Below are 16,524 nucleotides of genomic sequence, written 5' to 3'. Positions count from 1 at the left end.
CGCTCGCGCGACACGCGCCAGAGTGCTACATTCGGACGCTCTTCCAGCATGAGCGCGGGCGCACACCGGGCAGGTTCGCACATGGCTCACTCGGATTCATCACGGCCGAGCCCGGCGCGGCTCACCCTCTCGCCGGCCACCGACACCGCTCACGGCCACGGGCCACGGGAGCCCGGCTGGATCGCCCGGCTGTGGTCTCGGGCGCTGGATTTCGGGCTTATTCTTTGGGTGGTGCGCATCCCCCTCGCCAGCGCCGGCCTGGGCTTTCTCATGATGTTGGCGCTGACCCAGGCCCAGGACACCCTGGTGGATGTCGCCATGGCGGGGGCACCCCTGGCGGAGCGCGCCGGCCTTTCACCGGCTATCCTTCGTCTCGTCGCGGCGATCTTCCTGCTTTGGGCAGTGCCCGTTCATTACGCCGCCCGGCTGCTGCTGGAAACCGACGAAGGCATTGCCGCCCTTGTCCGCCGGCGAGACCGCGCCGCCGCGCCGCCGCGCCGCGCGCGCCAGGACCCCGGCGTGTCCCCCTCCCCGGCCGATCTCACCCCACGGGACAAGGACGACGCCGGAACATCCGCTGACGCTCCGGCATCGGCGCCCGCCGAGCTGCCGGGGCGGGACCGCTGGACGCATTTCGTCATACGCCAGGTGCCGCGGCTGCTGGGGGCGCTGACCTTCGTGGCGTTCGCCATTGGGGCGCAGAGGGCCATCATAAACCTGCCCACCCTCGCGGACGCGGCGGTGGCCCAGGCGGCGCGCGCCCAGCTGGAGCTCATTACCCAGGTGATGCTGGTGTGCGTGGTGCCTTTCTTCCTCTATGCCGTGCTGCGCAGCCGGCTGACGCAGATCGGCCCCTTCCATCGGTTCGATGCCGCCGTGGGGCGCAGACTTGCTTTCCTCTTCCGCTGGCTCGGCATCGCGCCGCGCGCCGAAGATCCGGACGGGGAGCTTCATGCCACGGGCCGCCTGTTGCTGCTGTTCTATGCGGTGCTGGTGTTCGCTGTCCTGATCGCCAATCCGCTGTGGCTGGCGCGCGCCTTGCCGCTGGCCATGGCGGTGCCGCTCATTCTCGGGGGCTGGGTGCCGCTGCTCGCCTATCTCTCCTCGCTGGGCAGGCGCCTGCGCTTTCCCATCATCACCGCGCTGCTGGGGCTGAGTGTCGTGGCCGTCTACCTTTATGGAGACAACCACCGCGTGCGGACCGTGATGGCGGAGGAGCCCTCCTACCGGCGCACCAGCCTCAACACGGCCCTGTTCCTCTGGATGCGGGCCAATGGTTGCGAGACCGATCCCGGCGCCTGCCCCCGCCCCATCATCATCGCGGCGGCCGGCGGCGCGAGCCGGGCGGGCTTCTTCACAGCCAGCGTGATCGGCCATTTCCTGGACCTGCCCAGGCTCGAGGAGCCTTTCACCCTCACGCGCGCGGACGGTTCGAAGCTGGTGCGCGCCGCTTTCGACGATCGGCGCATCAGCCCGCAGGCGGCGCGCACCCTGGCGGGCGTGGACGTGGCCAACCGCATCTTCGCCATCTCCGGCGTCTCCGGCGGCGCCTACGGAGCGGCGGTCGCCGCCGCCGCGCTCGGTTCACGGGACGGGCACGCGACGCCCTGCGCCGCCGGCCCGCAGCCCTATTGGTTCGGAGGCAATGTCGGCACCTGGCAGGACTGCCTGGAAAGCCTGACCAGCGGTGACTACCTGACGGCCACCTTCTTCGGCCTCGCCTTCCACGACCAGGTGCAGGCCTTTCTGCAAGACCGCGCGGCCCTGCTCGAGCAATCCTGGGAGCAGCGTTTCGCGGACATCGCGACGGCCGGCCCCGCCGCGGCGCCGCACCGCCTCGCCATTCCACTGCTGACGGCGGAGCGGGACCCCGCGGTGTGGGTGCCGTTCCTGGTGCTCAACGGAACCTCGGTGGAAACCGGCCAGCGGATCATCACCACCGACCTCCAGCCGGTCTATGCGGCCCGGGGCTCCTGCCCGAGCGGCGGAGAGCGGGTGGAATGCCCGCTCTTCACCCACGTCATCGACTTCCACGGCCTGTTACGTGCGGACCTGGACGTGCGCCTGTCCACGGCAGCGCTGAATTCCGCGCGCTTCCCGGTGATCTCGCCGCCGGGCTCCATCCATCAGGCCGGCGCCGATATCGTGGACCGGCTGGTGGACGGCGGCTATTTCGAGAATTTCGGGGCCGAGAGCGCGCTGGAGCTGGCCCAGGCGATCGTGGACGTGGAACCGCGACTGGCGCCCTTCATCCTCGTCATCTCCAACGACCCCCAAAGCGCCCTCACGGAGGAACGCACCGCCCGCGGCGTGGTGGTGCCCGATGCGGACGAGCATGTATGGCTGCCGGAGGTGACGGGCCCCATCGGCGCCATCTCCACCGTGCGGGGCGGTCGCGGACGGCTGGCCGTGGCATCCGCGGAAAGCTGGCTCCGGCAGCGCTTCGGCGCCCGCTGCGGCACCAATCTGGCGCACATCAAGGTGTGGCCCGAGGCGCTGGATGGCACATGCCCCATCGGCGCAGCCAGCCCACAGAAGATCCGCGAGGTTTCCATGAGCTGGTGGCTCTCCAAGCCGCTGCAGATGAACCTGCGCGAGCAGTTGGAGCGGACCCACGACCGCTGCAACAACGACGCGGCCGTCGCCGCCGTGTGGCAGGCGATGGTAACACCCTCCTCAAGCTGCCTCGCGCCCGGCGACTGAGCCGTCAGCCCTCATCCACCCGCTCGGCCTTGAAATGCCAGCGGCCATAGCGCCAGGGGCGATACCAGCGGCCCTCCGCCGGCAGCGTCGGCGGCACCGGATCATAGCCATGCCCGCCCCAGGGGTGGCAGCGGCACAGACGCGCGGTGGCCATGAACAGGCCCGGCCACGCGCCGTGGCGGGAAATGGCCTCGTCCGCATATTCCGAGCAGGTGGGCAGATAGCGGCACTGCCGCCCCATGAAGGACGACAGCGTGTAGCGATAGGCCAGAATGGGCAGCCGCAGCACCAGGCGCGGCAGCCGGCCGATCATCCGCAGAACGCCACGCCCCGCGCCCCGCGGGCTGGACCAGGGCAGGTCGTCGAGAGTGCCCCGCCGCTGCGGCCCCTCACTCTGCGGCACTGTTCGCCGCCCCGGCCCGCGCGGCCTCGATCTGGTCGATGCAATCCACCACCGCGTCGAAGGTGAGCATGGTGGACGCGTGCCGCGCCTTGTAGTCGCGGATGGGCTCCAGCACCTTGAATTCGTCGAACGCGCCCTCCGGCGGCGGGCCGTTCTCCTTCAGCATCTTGAGCATGGTCTGGCGCAGCGCGCGCAGGTCCGCCGCCTTGGCGCCGACCACGTGGCGGGCCATGAGCGAGGAAGAGGCCTGCCCCAGGGCGCAGGCCCGCACCTCATGGGCGAAATCGCTCACCGTGTCGCCGTCCATGGCGAGGTCCACCACCACTGTGGAGCCACACAGGCGCGAATGGGCCTTGGCGGTGGCCTGCGGGGCCTGAAGGCGCCCTAGCCGTGGAATCTCGGCCGCCAGGGCCAGGATGCGCGCATTGTAGATATCGTTGATCATGGGCTCGAACCCGCCGGCCATGCCGGTCCCGTACGCAAACGTGATCGGCGCGCGACACCGCTGCCCCCGCGCCGGATGCTCATGCGCTCTATATAGCGCTGCGTCGGGCGCCGGTAAGGCCCCCGCCCCGGCGGTGAGGCGCTTGTGTGGGGCACCGCTTGCGCGGAAGCCCGGGCGGCCCCATGATAAAGCTTCGCCTGGAAATGCTCCAGGCTGGAGGGTACGGACGGCATGGCCGCCGCCGCAAGGCGGGGCGCGGTTGAGGAAGGCACCCGCGCATGCGTAGCCGACGACCGGTGACACTCCTGCCATCCGGCGGATCGCCAAGGCAGGTCGAACGGAGTTGTGTACGTCATGGACGCGGTGGTGAAATTGTTCAAGGCGCAGGCGGAACACGAGGAACGCGAGCGCCAGTCCCGGGCGCGCCAGTCCCAGGCGCACCCGTCCCAGGGCCAGAAGGCGAAGAAGGCGACCGAGGATGGTCAGGCCGCGCCGCTCATGGCGTTTCCGCCCCTGCCCGACGGCAGCCCCCGCCCCTCCCGCGCGGAGGCCGAGGCGGCCGTGCGCACCCTGCTCGCTTACATGGGCGAGGACCCCGCCCGCGAAGGCCTGCTGGACACGCCCAAGCGCGTCATCAAGGCGTATGACGAGCTGTTCGCGGGCTATCGGGAAGGCAGCGACGATCTGCTCGACCGCACCTTCGGCGAGATCGGCACCTTCGACGACATGGTGCTGGTGAAGGATATTCCCTTCTATTCCCACTGCGAGCACCACATGGTGCCCTTCTACGGCAAGGCCCATGTGGCCTATTTCCCGGTGGAACGGGTGGTGGGCCTCTCCAAGATCGCACGGGTGGTGGACACCTTCGCCAAGCGCCTGCAGACCCAGGAGCACCTGACCTCCCAGATCGTCACCACCTTGGATGAGGGCCTGCGCCCCCGTGGCGTGGCGGTGATGATCGAGGCCGAGCACATGTGCATGTCCATGCGCGGCATCACCAAGGCCGGGGTCACCACCCTCACCAGCCAGTTCACGGGCGTCTTCCGCGACGACCCGGCCGAGCAGGTGCGCTTCATGACCATGGTGCGCGCCAACAAGGCCTGAAGCGCAAGACAGCCTTTGCTTTCATTCGGGGCCGCGCCGCAAGGGGCGGCCCCATTGCTTGAAGAGCCCTCCCCATGACCTCGCCCGCCGCCCGGCCCGCCGCCCCCTTCGCCGCCCCCGCCTCCGGCGCAGCCCTCGAGGAAGGCACGCAGCTCACCCCCAGGTTCGACGCCAACGGCCTCATCACCTGCGTGGCCGTGGATGCCGAGAGCGGCCAGGTGCTGATGCTCGCCCACATGAACGCGCAGGCCCTGGCGCTCACCATGGAGACCGGCGAAGCGCACTATTTCAGCCGCTCCCGCGGCCAGCTGTGGAAGAAGGGCGAGAGCTCCGGCCACACCCAGAAGGTGCTGGAAATGCTGGTGGACTGCGACCAGGACGCGGTGGTGATCAAGGTGGAGATGGGCGGCACGGGCGCGGCCTGCCACACCGGCCGGCGCTCCTGTTTCTATCGCACCGTCCCGCTGGGCACGGCGCCGGGGCCGGACACCCGGCTCGCCTTCACCGGCGACACCCCGCGCTTCGACCCCGCCCAGGTCTACGGCAAGCCGCACGACCACTGAGCGCTCAAGCGCCGCCACCGCGCCGGGAGCGGGAACCGCGCCGAACGACGCGAAGGCGCCCGGGCGGCGCGCCTCGCCCGCCATCACATCTGCGTGCCCCGCAGGCAGGGGCGCGGGGCCCACGCACCGGCGCCGTGGCGTGAAGCGGCAAGGGCAATGTTTGATCTTACGCTACGGCATAAGAACATCTCACAGCCACGGTTCCGACATCCACACGTAGTATTCTCTTGCCAATAGGTGGTGCGCGCCGGAACCGGCGTGGGGCTGGGGGCATTGCTAAGGCATAGTCCGCGTGTCGACGCGGACTGACTGCGAGGCGAGCATGTTTCATCCGTTCCATCGCCGCACTGAGGGGGCCTTCGAGCCCGCCGAGTCCAAGCTGGACGACATGGGGGCGGGCACCGCCGCCACACCTGATTCCACCCTGCGGCCCGACCTCGACGCGGCGCCCCCGCGCCGCCCCCAGCGGGAGCAGAAGCCCGCTTTGGGCCTTGCCCTGGGCGGCGGCGCCGCGCGCGGCTTCGCCCATATCGGGGTGCTGCGGGTGCTGGAGAAGAATGGCATTCGTCCGAGCATCGTCACCGGAACATCCATCGGCGCGGTGGTGGGCGGCCTGTGGGCGTGCGGCCGGCTGGACGAGTTGGAGGAATGGGCGCTCAGCCTCACCAAGCGGCGGGTGCTGGGCATGCTCGACTTCGCCTTGGGCGGCGCCGGGCTCATTGGCGGGCGCAGGCTGGTGGACCTGATGCGCGAGAAGGTCGGCAATGTGGCCATCGAGGACATGCCGATCATCTTCGGCGCCATCGCCACCGAACTCGGCTCCGGCCATGAGATCTGGCTCACGCGCGGCGATTTCGTGGACGCCCTGCGCGCCTCCTTCGCCCTGCCGGGCATCTTCACCCCCGCCCATGTGGGCGGCCGCTGGCTCATGGATGGCGCGTTGGTGAACCCCATTCCGGTCTCGCCGGCGCGGGCGCTCGGGGCGCGGCTGGTGGTGGCGGTGAACCTGAATTCGGACGTGTTCCGGCATGGCACCGTGGTGCAGGACCACGGCGGCGTGGTCGGCCATGTGGCCGATGCGGCGATCACCGGCAAGCGGCGAAACCTCATGTCGCGGCTGAGCCCGGACCGGCTGCGGCGCCATTTCTTCACCGCCCCGGCTGATGACGGGCCGCGCGGCCTGTCCACGGTGATGATCGACGCCTTCAACATCACCCAGGACCGCATCGCCCGCTCGCGCCTTGCGGGGGACCCGCCGGATTTCGCGCTGACACCAAAGCTCGCCGCCATCGGCCTGTTCGATTTCCAGCGCGCCTCCGAAGCCATCGCCGCCGGCGCCGAGGCCGCTGAGCGCAATCTGGAAGAGATCGCCGGCGCCATGGCGGCGCTGAAATAGCGCTTCCGAGCAGATGAACGCCGCCCGAAAAGGCTGATGCGGGCGGCGCGGGACGCTATCGGTCGTGCTCGGGGGTTTTCGAGCGACGCCATCGCGTGAAGAATGGGCTCCAACGCAGTACAGGTGAGCATGTCCCCGATTCCGTGAACCGGGGGCATGCTCTCATCCGGAAGATCTCATGTTCTACGAGCCCGCCCGCAATGACCACGGCCTGCCCCACTCGCCGCTGAAGGCCATCATCTCCCCGCGGCCCATCGGCTGGATTTCTTCCCTCTCCGCCAGCGGCACCGCGAACCTCGCGCCCTATTCCTTCTTCAACATGGTGAGCGAGCAGCCGGCGATGGTCATGTTCTCGTCGGTCGGGCGCAAGGACAGCGTGGCCAATATCGAGGCCACGGGCGAGTTCGTCTGCAACCTCGCCACGCTCGACCTCATCGATGCGGTCAACGCCACCTCCGCGCCGCTCCCGCCCGGCGAAAGCGAGTTTACCGCCTTCGCCATCGCCACCGCGCCGTCCCGCCTGGTGAAGCCGCCGCGTGTGGCCGCGAGCCCCTGCGCGCTCGAATGCGTCTATGTGGAGACCATCCGCCCGCGCGGGCGGGACGGGGTGGAAACGAACAATTACATGGTCATGGGCGAGATCATCGGCGTTCATATCGCCGACGAGGCGATCACCAATGGCCGGGTGGACACCGCGCAGCTGCAGGTGCTCGCCCGCTGCGGCTATCTGGACTATGCGCCCGTGGACCGGCTGCTGCCCCGCCCTCGCCCCAAGGCGTGATCTCACGCAGCGCGTCAGCCGCGCGCGCGGCGCGAGCCGGCCGGGAGCGCGGAGGCTGACGGCCGTTCAAGCGCCATGCTTCTGCCGCGCCCCAACGCGGCGGCTCCGCCGTTCCCGGCAACGGGCATGTCCGCGCGCCACGCGGCCGCATCCACTTTGCTTGAAAAGGCCTTAATACACGAACTGCTCGCGCAGGATCCGCTCTTCCAGCCCGTGGTCGGGATCGAACAGCATGTCGATGGAGGAGGAGGTGTCGAGCCGGGCGGAAACGGCGACGATGTCGCGGACCTCATAATGGTCGGCGGCCGCGCTCACCGGGCGCTTGTCTGCCTCCAGCACGGCGATGTCGATGCGCGCCTTGTCGGGCACCAGCGCGCCGCGCCAACGGCGGGGACGGAAGGGCGAGATGGGCGTGAGGGCGAGCAGCGCGGTGCCCAGCGGCAGGATCGGCCCGTGCGCGGACAGGTTATAGGCGGTGGAACCCGCCGGCGTTGCCACGATGACGCCATCGCAGATGAGCTGGTCGAGGCGCACCTTGCCGTCGATGGAAATGCGCAGCTTGGCCGCCTGATAGGTCTGGCGCAGCAGCGACACCTCATTGATGGCCGGCGCGCGGTGGCGCGTGCCGTGCCGGTCCATGGCCTCCATCACCAGCGGATGGATCCGCACGTGCTGGGCGGCGGCCAGCCGCTCCACCAGATCATCCTCGCGGAAGGTGTTCATGAGGAAGCCGACGGAGCCACGATGCATGCCATAGATGGGCAGGCCCCGATCCCGGAAGCGGTGCAGGGTCTGGAGCATGAGCCCGTCGCCGCCAAGCGCCACGATCACGTCCGCATCCGCCTCGGACACGCCGTTATAGCGCGCGTTCAGCCGCGCGCATGCGGCATCCGCTTCGGGTGACTGGCTGGAGACGAAGGCTATCCGGGCCATGGACGGAGAGGGAGTGTTCATCAGGACGGTCACGCCCGCTGATCCATGTCGCCGCGCCAAAGTGTGGCGCTTGGTCTTCGTAGCCGCCCGGGCCAGCCTTGTCGAGGTGCCGCAGGGGCGCCATCATCCGCCAACCGCCGGGGAATGCGATGGATCTCAAGCTCGTCTACACCACTCTGCCGTCCCTCGCCGTGGCCGAGGAGCTGGCCCGGACCCTGGTGGAGGAACGCCTTGCCGCATGCGGCAACATCCGCTCCGCCCAGGTGGCCATCTATGAATGGGAGGGGCGCATCGAGCGGGCGGAGGAGGTGATTCTCCTTCTGAAGACCACCGCCGAGCGCGCGCCAGCCCTCGTTGAGCGCGTGCGCGCACGCCACCCTTACGAGGTTCCGGCCATCCTGGTGCTGCCGGTGGAGGCCGCCGACGCGGCGTTTTCCACATGGGTGGGGCAGCAGACGGCGAATGCGGCCAAATAATGTTGCCCGCTTGACGCCAAGGGCTGCCATCCTGGGTACTCCTATGGGGACACCAAGGAAGGACGAGAGGACATGGGCGGCCCTTTTCCCGGCCTTGCGCGCTCACGGGCGGCGGGGACGTGCGCGTGTTTCGTCGTCGGCGTCATCTCCCTTGCGGCATTGAGCGCGCCCGCCCATGCGCAATCGCAATGGGATTCGGTCATCTCGAATTCCAATTGGTATGTGCCCGTCGGCAACATGCTGGCCTACGGCTCCTCCAGCACCAGCTTCGCCGACCCGTTCCCGGTGGGTGACCAGACGCTCTGGACCCTCGGCACCTCCACCAATGGCGTGTTCTCCGGCAGCAGCTCGGCGGAACTGGCGATCGGCCCGATCACCTCGGCATCATCGATGAACATCCAGGGCACGGTCTCCGCCTCCGGGCAGATCACCATGCTGTTCACGGACCCGACCACCGGCCTTGTCACGGTGGGGCTGGGCATGATGCGGGAAGAGGGCGGCGTCACCGCCATGGAAATGCAGATGATCACCGGCACCACCATGTTGGTGACCCATTGGGCCTACATGCTGCCCTACGACCCCTCCACATTCACCCCGCCCGCGCCGGCGCCCGTGCCCTCCAATGCCTCGCCCCAATGGACGTGGACGCAGGGGACGCCCTGGCGCATCGTCAGCCCCAGCCTGTTCGGCACGGCGGCGCCGGGCCGCCTCGTCATCACCAACTACCAGAGCGGCTATTTCTGGGGCCGGGGCGTGGCGGCGAATGGCGATGCCTTCACCTTCCTCGGCTCCATCACCCCCGAGGGCAAGGTGCTGCTCAGCACCCTGCCCGATGCCAGCGCCACCCTCACCAGCCTTTACGGCGACATCACCGGCGCCTCGACCGGCGCGCAGATGGATGTGGGGGTCTATGATTCCACCGGGGCCTGGACCGGCGAAGCCGCCGCCATCTCCCTGATCCAGCCCTATGTGCCGACATTGATCGCCACCGGCAATCCGGCACCCGTTGGGGCCGCCACCACCCTCTACCGGGTGGGCAGCACGCCCGCCGGCCTGTTCGGCCCCCTCGCCCCGGCCATCGCGGCGCTCGACAGCCTTTCCGGCCCGGCCCTCTCCGTCGCCCTGAGCCAGACCCTGCCCGTGCTCGCTGGAAATGCCGCCCGCGCCACCTATGACACCCAGCGGGGCCTGCAGCAGATCGTGACCGAGCGCCTCGCCGCAGACGGGTCGGCGGATGCCGTCAATGCCTGGCTGCAGCCCTTCGGCGCGGTGGCGAACCAGGCCACGCAGGCCGGCTATTCCGGCTTCAGCGCCAGCGGCGGCGGCTTCGCGGCCGGCGTGGACCGCGAGGTGGCCAATGGCCTGCGCGTGGGCGGGCTGTTCGCCTATTCGAGCACGTCCCTCTCCGGCAATGCAGTGGGGGCACCCGCCAGCCTCGACGTGTCGAGCTACGCCCTGGGCCTTTATGGCAGCTACGCCGCCCTGCCCGGCCTTACCCTGGACATGCAGCTAGATGGGGCCTTCAACGCGAATTCGGAAAACCGGCTGGTGAACATCGGCGGCGGCACCGCGTCCGCCGACTATGACGGCACCACCTTCCATGCCGGCGCCGGCCTGCGGCAGAGCATCGCCGCCAGTGCGGAGCTGGAACTGCAACCGGTGGCGCGGCTCGATTATGCGCGGGTGGACGCCCAGTCCTATACCGAGACCGGAGCGGGGGCGCTGAATCTTGCGGTCGCCTCCCAATCCTATGAAGAGCTGATGCTCAGCGGCGGGCTGCGCGGCCGCTACAAGCTGTCGAGCCCGGTGGGCCTCACCGCCTATGCGGGCGTCGGCTACAACCTGCTTGATACGGGCGCTCAGGTCACCGCCTCGTTCCTGGGCGGGGGCGGCGATTTCATCACCGAGGGCGCCTCGCTCTCGCCCTGGCTGTTCACCACCGGCGTGGCGCTGGTGAGCACGGCGCTGGCGGATTTCGACCTGCGCGTGGGCTACGATTTGCAGGCAAGCCCATCCGGCTTCGTGAACCAGATGGGCTCCTTCAGCCTGCGCATGCGGCTTTAGGAGTGACGCAGGCAGGCTTAAGACGAGCCCGCGCCCACGGCATCAGGACACCGGATCCCACAGCACCGGCACATAGCGGTAGCCCTCGCCTTCCTTGGCGAGGTGGGCGGCGCCCGGGAATGGGAAGTGATAACCCGCCACCTTCATGCGGTCGGCCACGAGGCGGTCATAGGTGCGCCGGCGCACATCGGCGGCCTTCGCCGGGTCCATGTCGAACATCACGTGCCAGGACGGATTAGCCACGAACAGCGCCGGGATGTTGGTGATGTCCGATTGGATGAAGAGCGCGTCGGCGCCCGACACCAGGTCGAACGAGGTATGGCCCGGCGTATGGCCTGCGGTGGCGACGCTGGTGAGGCCCGGCGCCACCTCCTTGCCCCAGGCATAGCGCTCCACCTTGCCCTCGAACGGCTTGAACACCCGCCGCGCATTCTGGAAGCTGCCCTTCAGCGCCTCCGGGGCACGGCTCGCCTGGCTATCATCCATCCAGAACGCCCATTCCGCCTCGGGCACGAACACCTGCGCCTTGGGAAAGGCCGGAATGCCATCGGCCGCCAGCAGGCCGTTGATATGGTCGCCGTGGAAGTGGGAAATCACCACTTGGTCGATGCTCTCCGGCGCCACGCCGATGGCGGCCAAGGTCGGGCTCAGCTTGCCCACCGGCCCACCGGCCGGGCCGTTGCCCGTATCCACCAGCACCCGCCGGCCACCGCTCTCCAGCAGGAGCACGGTGAAGGGAATGGAGACCTGATCGGGCGGCAGATAGGCCGCCTCCAGCGCGCGGTTCACCTCATCCTTCGGCGCATTGCGCACGAAGCCGGCGGGCATGGGAAAGGTGCGCACGCCGTCGCTGATGGCCGTTACCAGCACATCGCCCACCTTGTAGCGATAGGCGCTGGGCAGCGCGCGCGAAGTGGCCGGTGTCTCGTCCGCCGCGAGGACGGGCGCGGTGGTTCCCAGCAAACCTGCGGCGGCCGTTCCAGCCGTGCCGGCCATGAGGGTGCGTCGCGTCAGTTCGGTCATTGAGGGGTCACTCCCGGCATATCCTGGCCTGGCCGCCGACGGGCGGCGGCGCGTGCCGAAAGATAGCATCGCTGCCTTCCGCAAAGAAAAGGCGCCGCTCACAGATTTGCGAGCGGCGCCTTTCAGGATCGTGCTTTTGGAAAACTCAGCGGATCGGCGGGGCGTACTGGATGCCGCCCATGCTCCACAGCTGGTTGATGCCGCGCGGGATGCCCAGCTTGGAGGCCGCGCCCACGTTGCGCTCGAAGCTCTCGCCATAATTGCCAACGGTCTTCACCACCAGCACGACGAAGTCGTTGGGCAGGCCGAGGGAGGCGCCATTGTCGCCGTCAACGCCAAGCAGGTGCTTCACTTCCGCCTTCTGGGACTTCAGCGCCTCATCCATGTTGGCGGAGGTGACGCCCAGCTCCTCGGCATTGATCATGCCGTAGAGCACCCACTTCACCACGTTGAACCACTGGTCGTCGCCCTGGCGCACCACGGGGCCCAGGGGCTCCTTGGAGATCACGTCGGGCAGCACGATGTGGTCGGCGGGCTTCGCCATGTTGAGGCGCAGGGCATAGAGCTGGGACACGTCGGTGGTGAGCGTGTCGCACTTGCCCTCTTCATAGGCCTTCACGAGAGCTGCGGAGTCCGGCAGGGTAATGAGCTCCAGCTCCATGCCGTTGGCCTTGAAGTACTCCTGGGTATTGACCACCGCCGTGGTGCCAGCCTGCACGCACACCTTGGACTTGTCCAGCTCCAGGGCGGAGGTGACCTTGCGCGCGTCGCGCACCAGGAAGCCCTGGCCGTCATAATAGGAGATGCCGGCGAACAGCAGGCCCAGCTTGCCTTCGCGGTCCAGGGTCCAGGTGGAGTTGCGCGACAGCAGGTCCACCTCGCCCTTCTGCAAAGCGGGGAAGCGCTCGTCGGCGGTGAGCGGGACGAACTTCACCTTGTCGGCATTGCCGAGCACGGCGGCGGCGACGGCGCGGCACAGGTCCACGTCGAAGCCGGTCCACTGCCCCTTGGCATCGGCCGCGGAGAAGCCGGGCAGGCCCTTCGACACACCGCAGACGAGCTCGCCACGGTCCTTCACGGCCTTCAGGGTCTGGCCCGGCGCAGCGGTTTGCGCCGACGCGCCGGTGGCCACAAGCGCGGCTGCGCCGGCCAGAACGGCCAGTAACTTCTTCATGAATGCCCCCGGTTCAGGAGAAGGGAGAAATGAAAGGGCCACCCTCAGAGGGTGGCCTGCTGACGCACGATGACCTTGGTGCCCACGGGCACGCGCTGGTACAGGTCAATGATGTCGGAGTTCACCAGCCGGAAGCAGCCGGAGGAGACGGCATAGCCGATGGTCTGCGGCTGATTGGTGCCGTGGATGCGATACACGGTGCCGCCGATATAGAGGGCGCGCGCCCCCATGGGATTGCCGGGGCCGCCGGCCATGAAGCGCGGCAAATAGGGCTGGCGCTCGATCATCTCCGCCGGCGGGCGCCAATCGGGCCACTCGGCCTTGCGCACGATGCTCTTCAGGCCCTGCCACTGAAAGCCCTCGCGGCCGACACCGATGCCATAGCGCATGGCGCGGTTGTCGCCCTGCACCAGGTAGAGAAAACGCTCATTGGTATTGATGATGATGGTGCCCGGCGCCTCGGTGGTGCGGAAGTACACCGGCTGGCGGCGGAAGGCCGGGTCGAGCTGCGCCTCGTCGTCGTCCGGCGGCACCAGGCCCGGCTGGTCGCCGATATCCATGGTCGCGCCCGGGGTGCCACGCGGCGCGGTCTGCGCCTGGCTCGCGCTCACGCCGGCCAGAAGGCCCACCTGCAGCAGGGCGGCGAAGGTCAAGGTCTTGAACGTCGAAGAAATCATGCCCGCCTCATCTGTCGCGTCCCTTCGGGAGCGAATGTTTTTGCAGGGTCGCACTTAAGCGCGGCTTAACGCTGCGCGGCCCTTCTCTCACACACCCCCTCGTGCGCTCCATGCCGGCTGCGGGGCACCTCCCCCGAGCGATACGCGGACACATGCGGCATGAACAACCCACATCCCCATATTTCGATTAGCTGAGCCCCGGCCGAAGGGAAAGGGGCGAGAGCCCCGCCACAGTGCGCTTTCCCATCACAAGCGCCTCATCACGAGGCCGCGCCGGCATCTGGACGGCCCCGCCCTTCCCTCTTAAAAGGTGCGCCCCATATGGAAAGCAAGCCTACCTGCGTGGTCCGCAGGAGTGGGCAGGAGGAGTGACATGATTGCCTTGACCTTCCCCGACGGCGCCAAGCGCGAATATGCCGAGGGAACTTCCGGCGCCGATATCGCCGCCCAGATCTCCAAATCGCTGGCCAAGAAAGCGGTCGCCGTCACCCTCGATGGCGAGCTGACCGACCTTGCCGCCCCCATCAGCGCCGACGCGAAGTTCGAGATCGTCACCCGCGACGATCCGCGCGCGCTGGAGATGATCCGCCACGACTGCGCCCACGTGCTCGCGGAAGCGGTGCAGTCCATCTGGCCCGGCACCCAGGTCACCATCGGCCCGGTCATCGAGAACGGCTTCTATTACGATTTTGCCCGCAACGAGCCCTTCACCACGGAAGACCTTCCGGTGATCGAGGCCAAGATGCGCGAAATCATCGCCAGGGACCGCCCTTTCACCAAGGAAGTGTGGACCCGCGACGAGGCCAAGCGCGTCTTCGCGGCCATGGGCGAGAACTACAAGGTCGAGCTGGTGGACGCGATCCCCGCCGATCAGGATGTGAAGATCTACAAGCAGGGCGAATGGTTCGACCTCTGCCGCGGCCCGCATTTGCCCTCCACGGGCAAGGTGGGCAGCGCCTTCAAGCTCATGAAGGTGGCGGGCGCCTATTGGCGCGGCGACAGCAACAATCCCATGCTGACCCGTATCTACGGCACCGCCTGGCAGGACCAGAAGGAGCTCGACGCCTATCTCCACCGCCTGGAGGAAGCCGAGAAGCGCGACCATCGCCGCCTCGGCCGGGAAATGGACCTGTTCCACTTCCAGGAGGAGGGCCCCGGCACCGTCTTCTGGCACCCCAAGGGCTGGACCCTGTTCCAGGAGTTGGTGGCCTATATGCGCCGGCGCCTGAAGGCCGACTACCAGGAAGTCAACGCCCCGCAGGTGCTCGACGCCGAGCTGTGGCAGACTTCCGGCCACTGGGGCTGGTACAAGGAGAACATGTTCAAGGTGCAGTCCGCGGGCGATGAGACCAAGGACGAGCGCGTCTTCGCCCTGAAGCCCATGAACTGCCCTGGCCATGTGCAGATCTTCAAGCATGGTCTGAAGAGTTATCGTGACCTGCCCATGCGGCTTGCCGAATTCGGCGCGGTGCATCGCTACGAGCCTTCGGGCGCGCTGCACGGGCTCATGCGCGTGCGCGGCTTCACCCAGGATGACGCCCACATCTTCTGCACCGAGGAGCAGATGGCGGCCGAGTGCCTGAAGATCAACGACCTGATCTTGTCGACCTATGCCGATTTCGGCTTCGACGAGATCATCGTGAAGCTCTCCACCCGGCCTGAGAAGCGGGTGGGTTCGGACGCCGTGTGGGACCACGCCGAAGAGGTGATGACGCGCGTCCTCAAGCAGATCGAGGAGGCCTCCGGCGGGCGCATCAAGACCGGCATCCTGCCGGGCGAAGGCGCCTTCTACGGGCCGAAGTTCGAATACACCCTGCGTGACGCCATCGGCCGCGAGTGGCAGTGCGGCACCACCCAGGTGGACTTCAACCTGCCCGAGCGCTTCGGCGCCTTCTATGTGGACGCCGATGGGCAGAAGAAGACGCCGGTGATGATCCATCGCGCCATCTGCGGGTCCATGGAGCGCTTCACGGGCATCCTCATCGAGCACTTCGCGGGGCACTTCCCGCTGTGGCTCGCCCCGACGCAGGTGGTGGTGGCGACCATCACCTCCGACGCCGACGACTACGCCCAGGAAGTGGTGGCCAAGCTGAAGGCCGCGGGCCTGCGCGCCGAGATTGATCTGCGCAACGAGAAGATCAACCTCAAGGTGCGCGAGCATTCGCTGGCCAAGGTGCCGGTGCTGCTGGTGGCCGGCAAGAAGGAGGCGGCCGAACGCACGCTCTCCATCCGCCGCCTCGGCTCCAACGCCCAGGAGAGCGGCGGCCTCGACGCCGTGATCGCCAGCCTGACCGAGGAGGCCGTGCCGCCGGACGTGAAGCGCAAGGTGCTCGCGGCCGCCGGTCAGGCGGCCTGAGGCCAAGCCCGGCAAGAGTTAAAAAGGCGGCGGGAGCCCAAAGCTCCCGCCGCCTTTTTCATGGCCGGATGAGGACCCCGCTTTCGAGCACGACCCAGGCCGCCACGGCGCCGGGCCCGAGCACTCGCGTCAGTGCTCGCATCAGCGGAATCACAGAGAGTCGATTGAAGCCGCGCCTGAGTATCGGTCGACACGCGGTGTCGGAAGCGCGGCTTCCGCCGGACCACCGATGCCGGGTGATGTCGCGGCCTTCCCCCTTGCTTGCAGACGAAGGCGTGAAAGGGAAACCTTGAGAATATCGAGCGGCCAATGCCGCGACGGTTCGCGTTTCTGAAAGCAACACAGACGCGACGCTTTAGCTGTCTTCCTCCGCGCCGCCGAGGCGGTCTTGCCATTCCCTCGCCGCAGGCAGGCAAGCAGGTCGGG

At 68.1% G+C, this 16,524-nt stretch carries 14 protein-coding genes; 8 read left to right on the top strand and 6 right to left on the bottom strand.

What is annotated here, in order from left to right:
- Positions 1-81: 81 nt before the first annotated feature.
- Complete coding sequence (locus L0966_RS01010; protein WP_234049987.1) at positions 82-2,703, top strand: hypothetical protein; 2,622 nt, start codon at positions 82-84, stop codon at positions 2,701-2,703.
- Between the two features lie 4 nt (positions 2,704-2,707).
- Here L0966_RS01010 and yidD read toward each other — a convergent pair whose 3' ends face one another.
- Positions 2,708-3,106: a membrane protein insertion efficiency factor YidD gene (yidD, locus tag L0966_RS01005; protein WP_370640590.1), complete on the bottom strand. Its 399-nt coding sequence runs from the start codon at positions 3,104-3,106 to the stop codon at positions 2,708-2,710.
- Entirely contained in the window at positions 3,093-3,551 is a 459-nt protein-coding gene (locus L0966_RS01000) for an iron-sulfur cluster assembly scaffold protein (protein ID WP_234049986.1), read from the bottom strand. Before L0966_RS01000 ends, yidD begins: the two co-directional genes overlap by 14 nt.
- 354 nt (positions 3,552-3,905) lie before the next feature.
- Here L0966_RS01000 and folE point away from each other — a divergent pair, with 354 nt between their 5' ends.
- The 4 genes from folE to L0966_RS00980 all read left to right on the top strand — a co-directional run bounded on the left by folE (position 3,906) and on the right by L0966_RS00980 (position 7,395).
- On the top strand, positions 3,906-4,655 hold the full coding sequence (gene folE, locus L0966_RS00995) for a GTP cyclohydrolase I FolE (RefSeq protein ID WP_370640589.1): 750 nt from the start codon (positions 3,906-3,908) through the stop codon (positions 4,653-4,655).
- Between the two features lie 74 nt (positions 4,656-4,729).
- On the top strand, positions 4,730-5,218 hold the full coding sequence (gene hisI, locus L0966_RS00990) for a phosphoribosyl-AMP cyclohydrolase (protein WP_234049985.1): 489 nt from the start codon (positions 4,730-4,732) through the stop codon (positions 5,216-5,218).
- Positions 5,219-5,540: 322 nt separating this feature from the next.
- A complete protein-coding gene (locus L0966_RS00985; protein ID WP_234049984.1) occupies positions 5,541-6,614 on the top strand; it encodes a patatin-like phospholipase family protein in 1,074 nt (357 codons plus the stop codon).
- 178 nt (positions 6,615-6,792) lie between these two features.
- Positions 6,793-7,395 (top strand): flavin reductase family protein, encoded by a 603-nt coding sequence (locus L0966_RS00980; RefSeq protein WP_234049983.1) that lies wholly within the window; start codon positions 6,793-6,795, stop codon positions 7,393-7,395.
- Positions 7,396-7,566: 171 nt separating this feature from the next.
- Here the strand turns inward: L0966_RS00980 and L0966_RS00975 are convergent, their stop codons facing one another.
- Entirely contained in the window at positions 7,567-8,361 is a 795-nt protein-coding gene (locus tag L0966_RS00975) for an NAD kinase (RefSeq protein WP_370640588.1), read from the bottom strand.
- Between the two features lie 116 nt (positions 8,362-8,477).
- On the opposite strand from L0966_RS00975, the gene cutA reads away from it, so the two are divergent.
- Both cutA and L0966_RS00965 read left to right on the top strand, forming a co-directional pair.
- Positions 8,478-8,804 (top strand): divalent-cation tolerance protein CutA, encoded by a 327-nt coding sequence (gene cutA, locus L0966_RS00970; RefSeq protein ID WP_234049982.1) that lies wholly within the window; start codon positions 8,478-8,480, stop codon positions 8,802-8,804.
- 72 nt (positions 8,805-8,876) lie between these two features.
- Positions 8,877-10,868, top strand: a complete 1,992-nt coding sequence (locus tag L0966_RS00965; RefSeq protein WP_234049981.1) for an autotransporter outer membrane beta-barrel domain-containing protein — start codon at positions 8,877-8,879, stop codon at positions 10,866-10,868.
- Positions 10,869-10,910: 42 nt separating this feature from the next.
- Here the strand turns inward: L0966_RS00965 and L0966_RS00960 are convergent, their stop codons facing one another.
- From L0966_RS00960 to L0966_RS00950, 3 genes are all read right to left on the bottom strand, one after another.
- Complete coding sequence (locus tag L0966_RS00960) at positions 10,911-11,891, bottom strand: MBL fold metallo-hydrolase (protein WP_234049980.1); 981 nt, start codon at positions 11,889-11,891, stop codon at positions 10,911-10,913.
- 145 nt (positions 11,892-12,036) lie between these two features.
- Positions 12,037-13,065: an amino acid ABC transporter substrate-binding protein gene (locus L0966_RS00955; RefSeq protein WP_234049979.1), complete on the bottom strand. Its 1,029-nt coding sequence runs from the start codon at positions 13,063-13,065 to the stop codon at positions 12,037-12,039.
- A gap of 44 nt (positions 13,066-13,109) precedes the next feature.
- Positions 13,110-13,742, bottom strand: coding sequence for a L,D-transpeptidase (locus L0966_RS00950; protein ID WP_234049978.1), 633 nt, complete (start codon positions 13,740-13,742; stop codon positions 13,110-13,112).
- A 373-nt stretch (positions 13,743-14,115) separates the two neighbouring features.
- Here L0966_RS00950 and thrS point away from each other — a divergent pair, with 373 nt between their 5' ends.
- Complete coding sequence (gene thrS, locus L0966_RS00945) at positions 14,116-16,098, top strand: threonine--tRNA ligase (RefSeq protein WP_234049977.1); 1,983 nt, start codon at positions 14,116-14,118, stop codon at positions 16,096-16,098.
- The last annotated feature ends 426 nt before the right edge of the window (positions 16,099-16,524 follow it).

The sequence above is a fragment of the Xanthobacter sp. NM-59 genome (assembly GCF_021401125.1).
Lineage (GTDB): Bacteria > Pseudomonadota > Alphaproteobacteria > Rhizobiales > Xanthobacteraceae > Xanthobacter.
Note: the sequence above shows the minus strand (reverse complement) of the source record. Positions and strands in the feature narration are given on the sequence as shown.

Bases quoted from the DNA above. Each gene is read 5' to 3' on its own strand.
- cutA (WP_234049982.1), top strand. From the start codon at position 8,478: ATGGATCTCAAGCTCGTCTACACCACTCTGCCGTCCCTCGCCGTGGCC.
- L0966_RS00955 (WP_234049979.1), bottom strand. From the start codon at position 13,065: ATGAAGAAGTTACTGGCCGTTCTGGCCGGCGCAGCCGCGCTTGTGGCC.
- folE (WP_370640589.1), top strand. From the start codon at position 3,906: ATGGACGCGGTGGTGAAATTGTTCAAGGCGCAGGCGGAACACGAGGAA.
- L0966_RS00960 (WP_234049980.1), bottom strand. From the start codon at position 11,891: ATGACCGAACTGACGCGACGCACCCTCATGGCCGGCACGGCTGGAACG.
- L0966_RS01010 (WP_234049987.1), top strand. From the start codon at position 82: ATGGCTCACTCGGATTCATCACGGCCGAGCCCGGCGCGGCTCACCCTC.
- thrS (WP_234049977.1), top strand. From the start codon at position 14,116: ATGATTGCCTTGACCTTCCCCGACGGCGCCAAGCGCGAATATGCCGAG.
- L0966_RS00980 (WP_234049983.1), top strand. From the start codon at position 6,793: ATGTTCTACGAGCCCGCCCGCAATGACCACGGCCTGCCCCACTCGCCG.
- hisI (WP_234049985.1), top strand. From the start codon at position 4,730: ATGACCTCGCCCGCCGCCCGGCCCGCCGCCCCCTTCGCCGCCCCCGCC.
- L0966_RS01000 (WP_234049986.1), bottom strand. From the start codon at position 3,551: ATGATCAACGATATCTACAATGCGCGCATCCTGGCCCTGGCGGCCGAG.
- L0966_RS00985 (WP_234049984.1), top strand. From the start codon at position 5,541: ATGTTTCATCCGTTCCATCGCCGCACTGAGGGGGCCTTCGAGCCCGCC.
- L0966_RS00965 (WP_234049981.1), top strand. From the start codon at position 8,877: ATGGGCGGCCCTTTTCCCGGCCTTGCGCGCTCACGGGCGGCGGGGACG.
- L0966_RS00950 (WP_234049978.1), bottom strand. From the start codon at position 13,742: ATGATTTCTTCGACGTTCAAGACCTTGACCTTCGCCGCCCTGCTGCAG.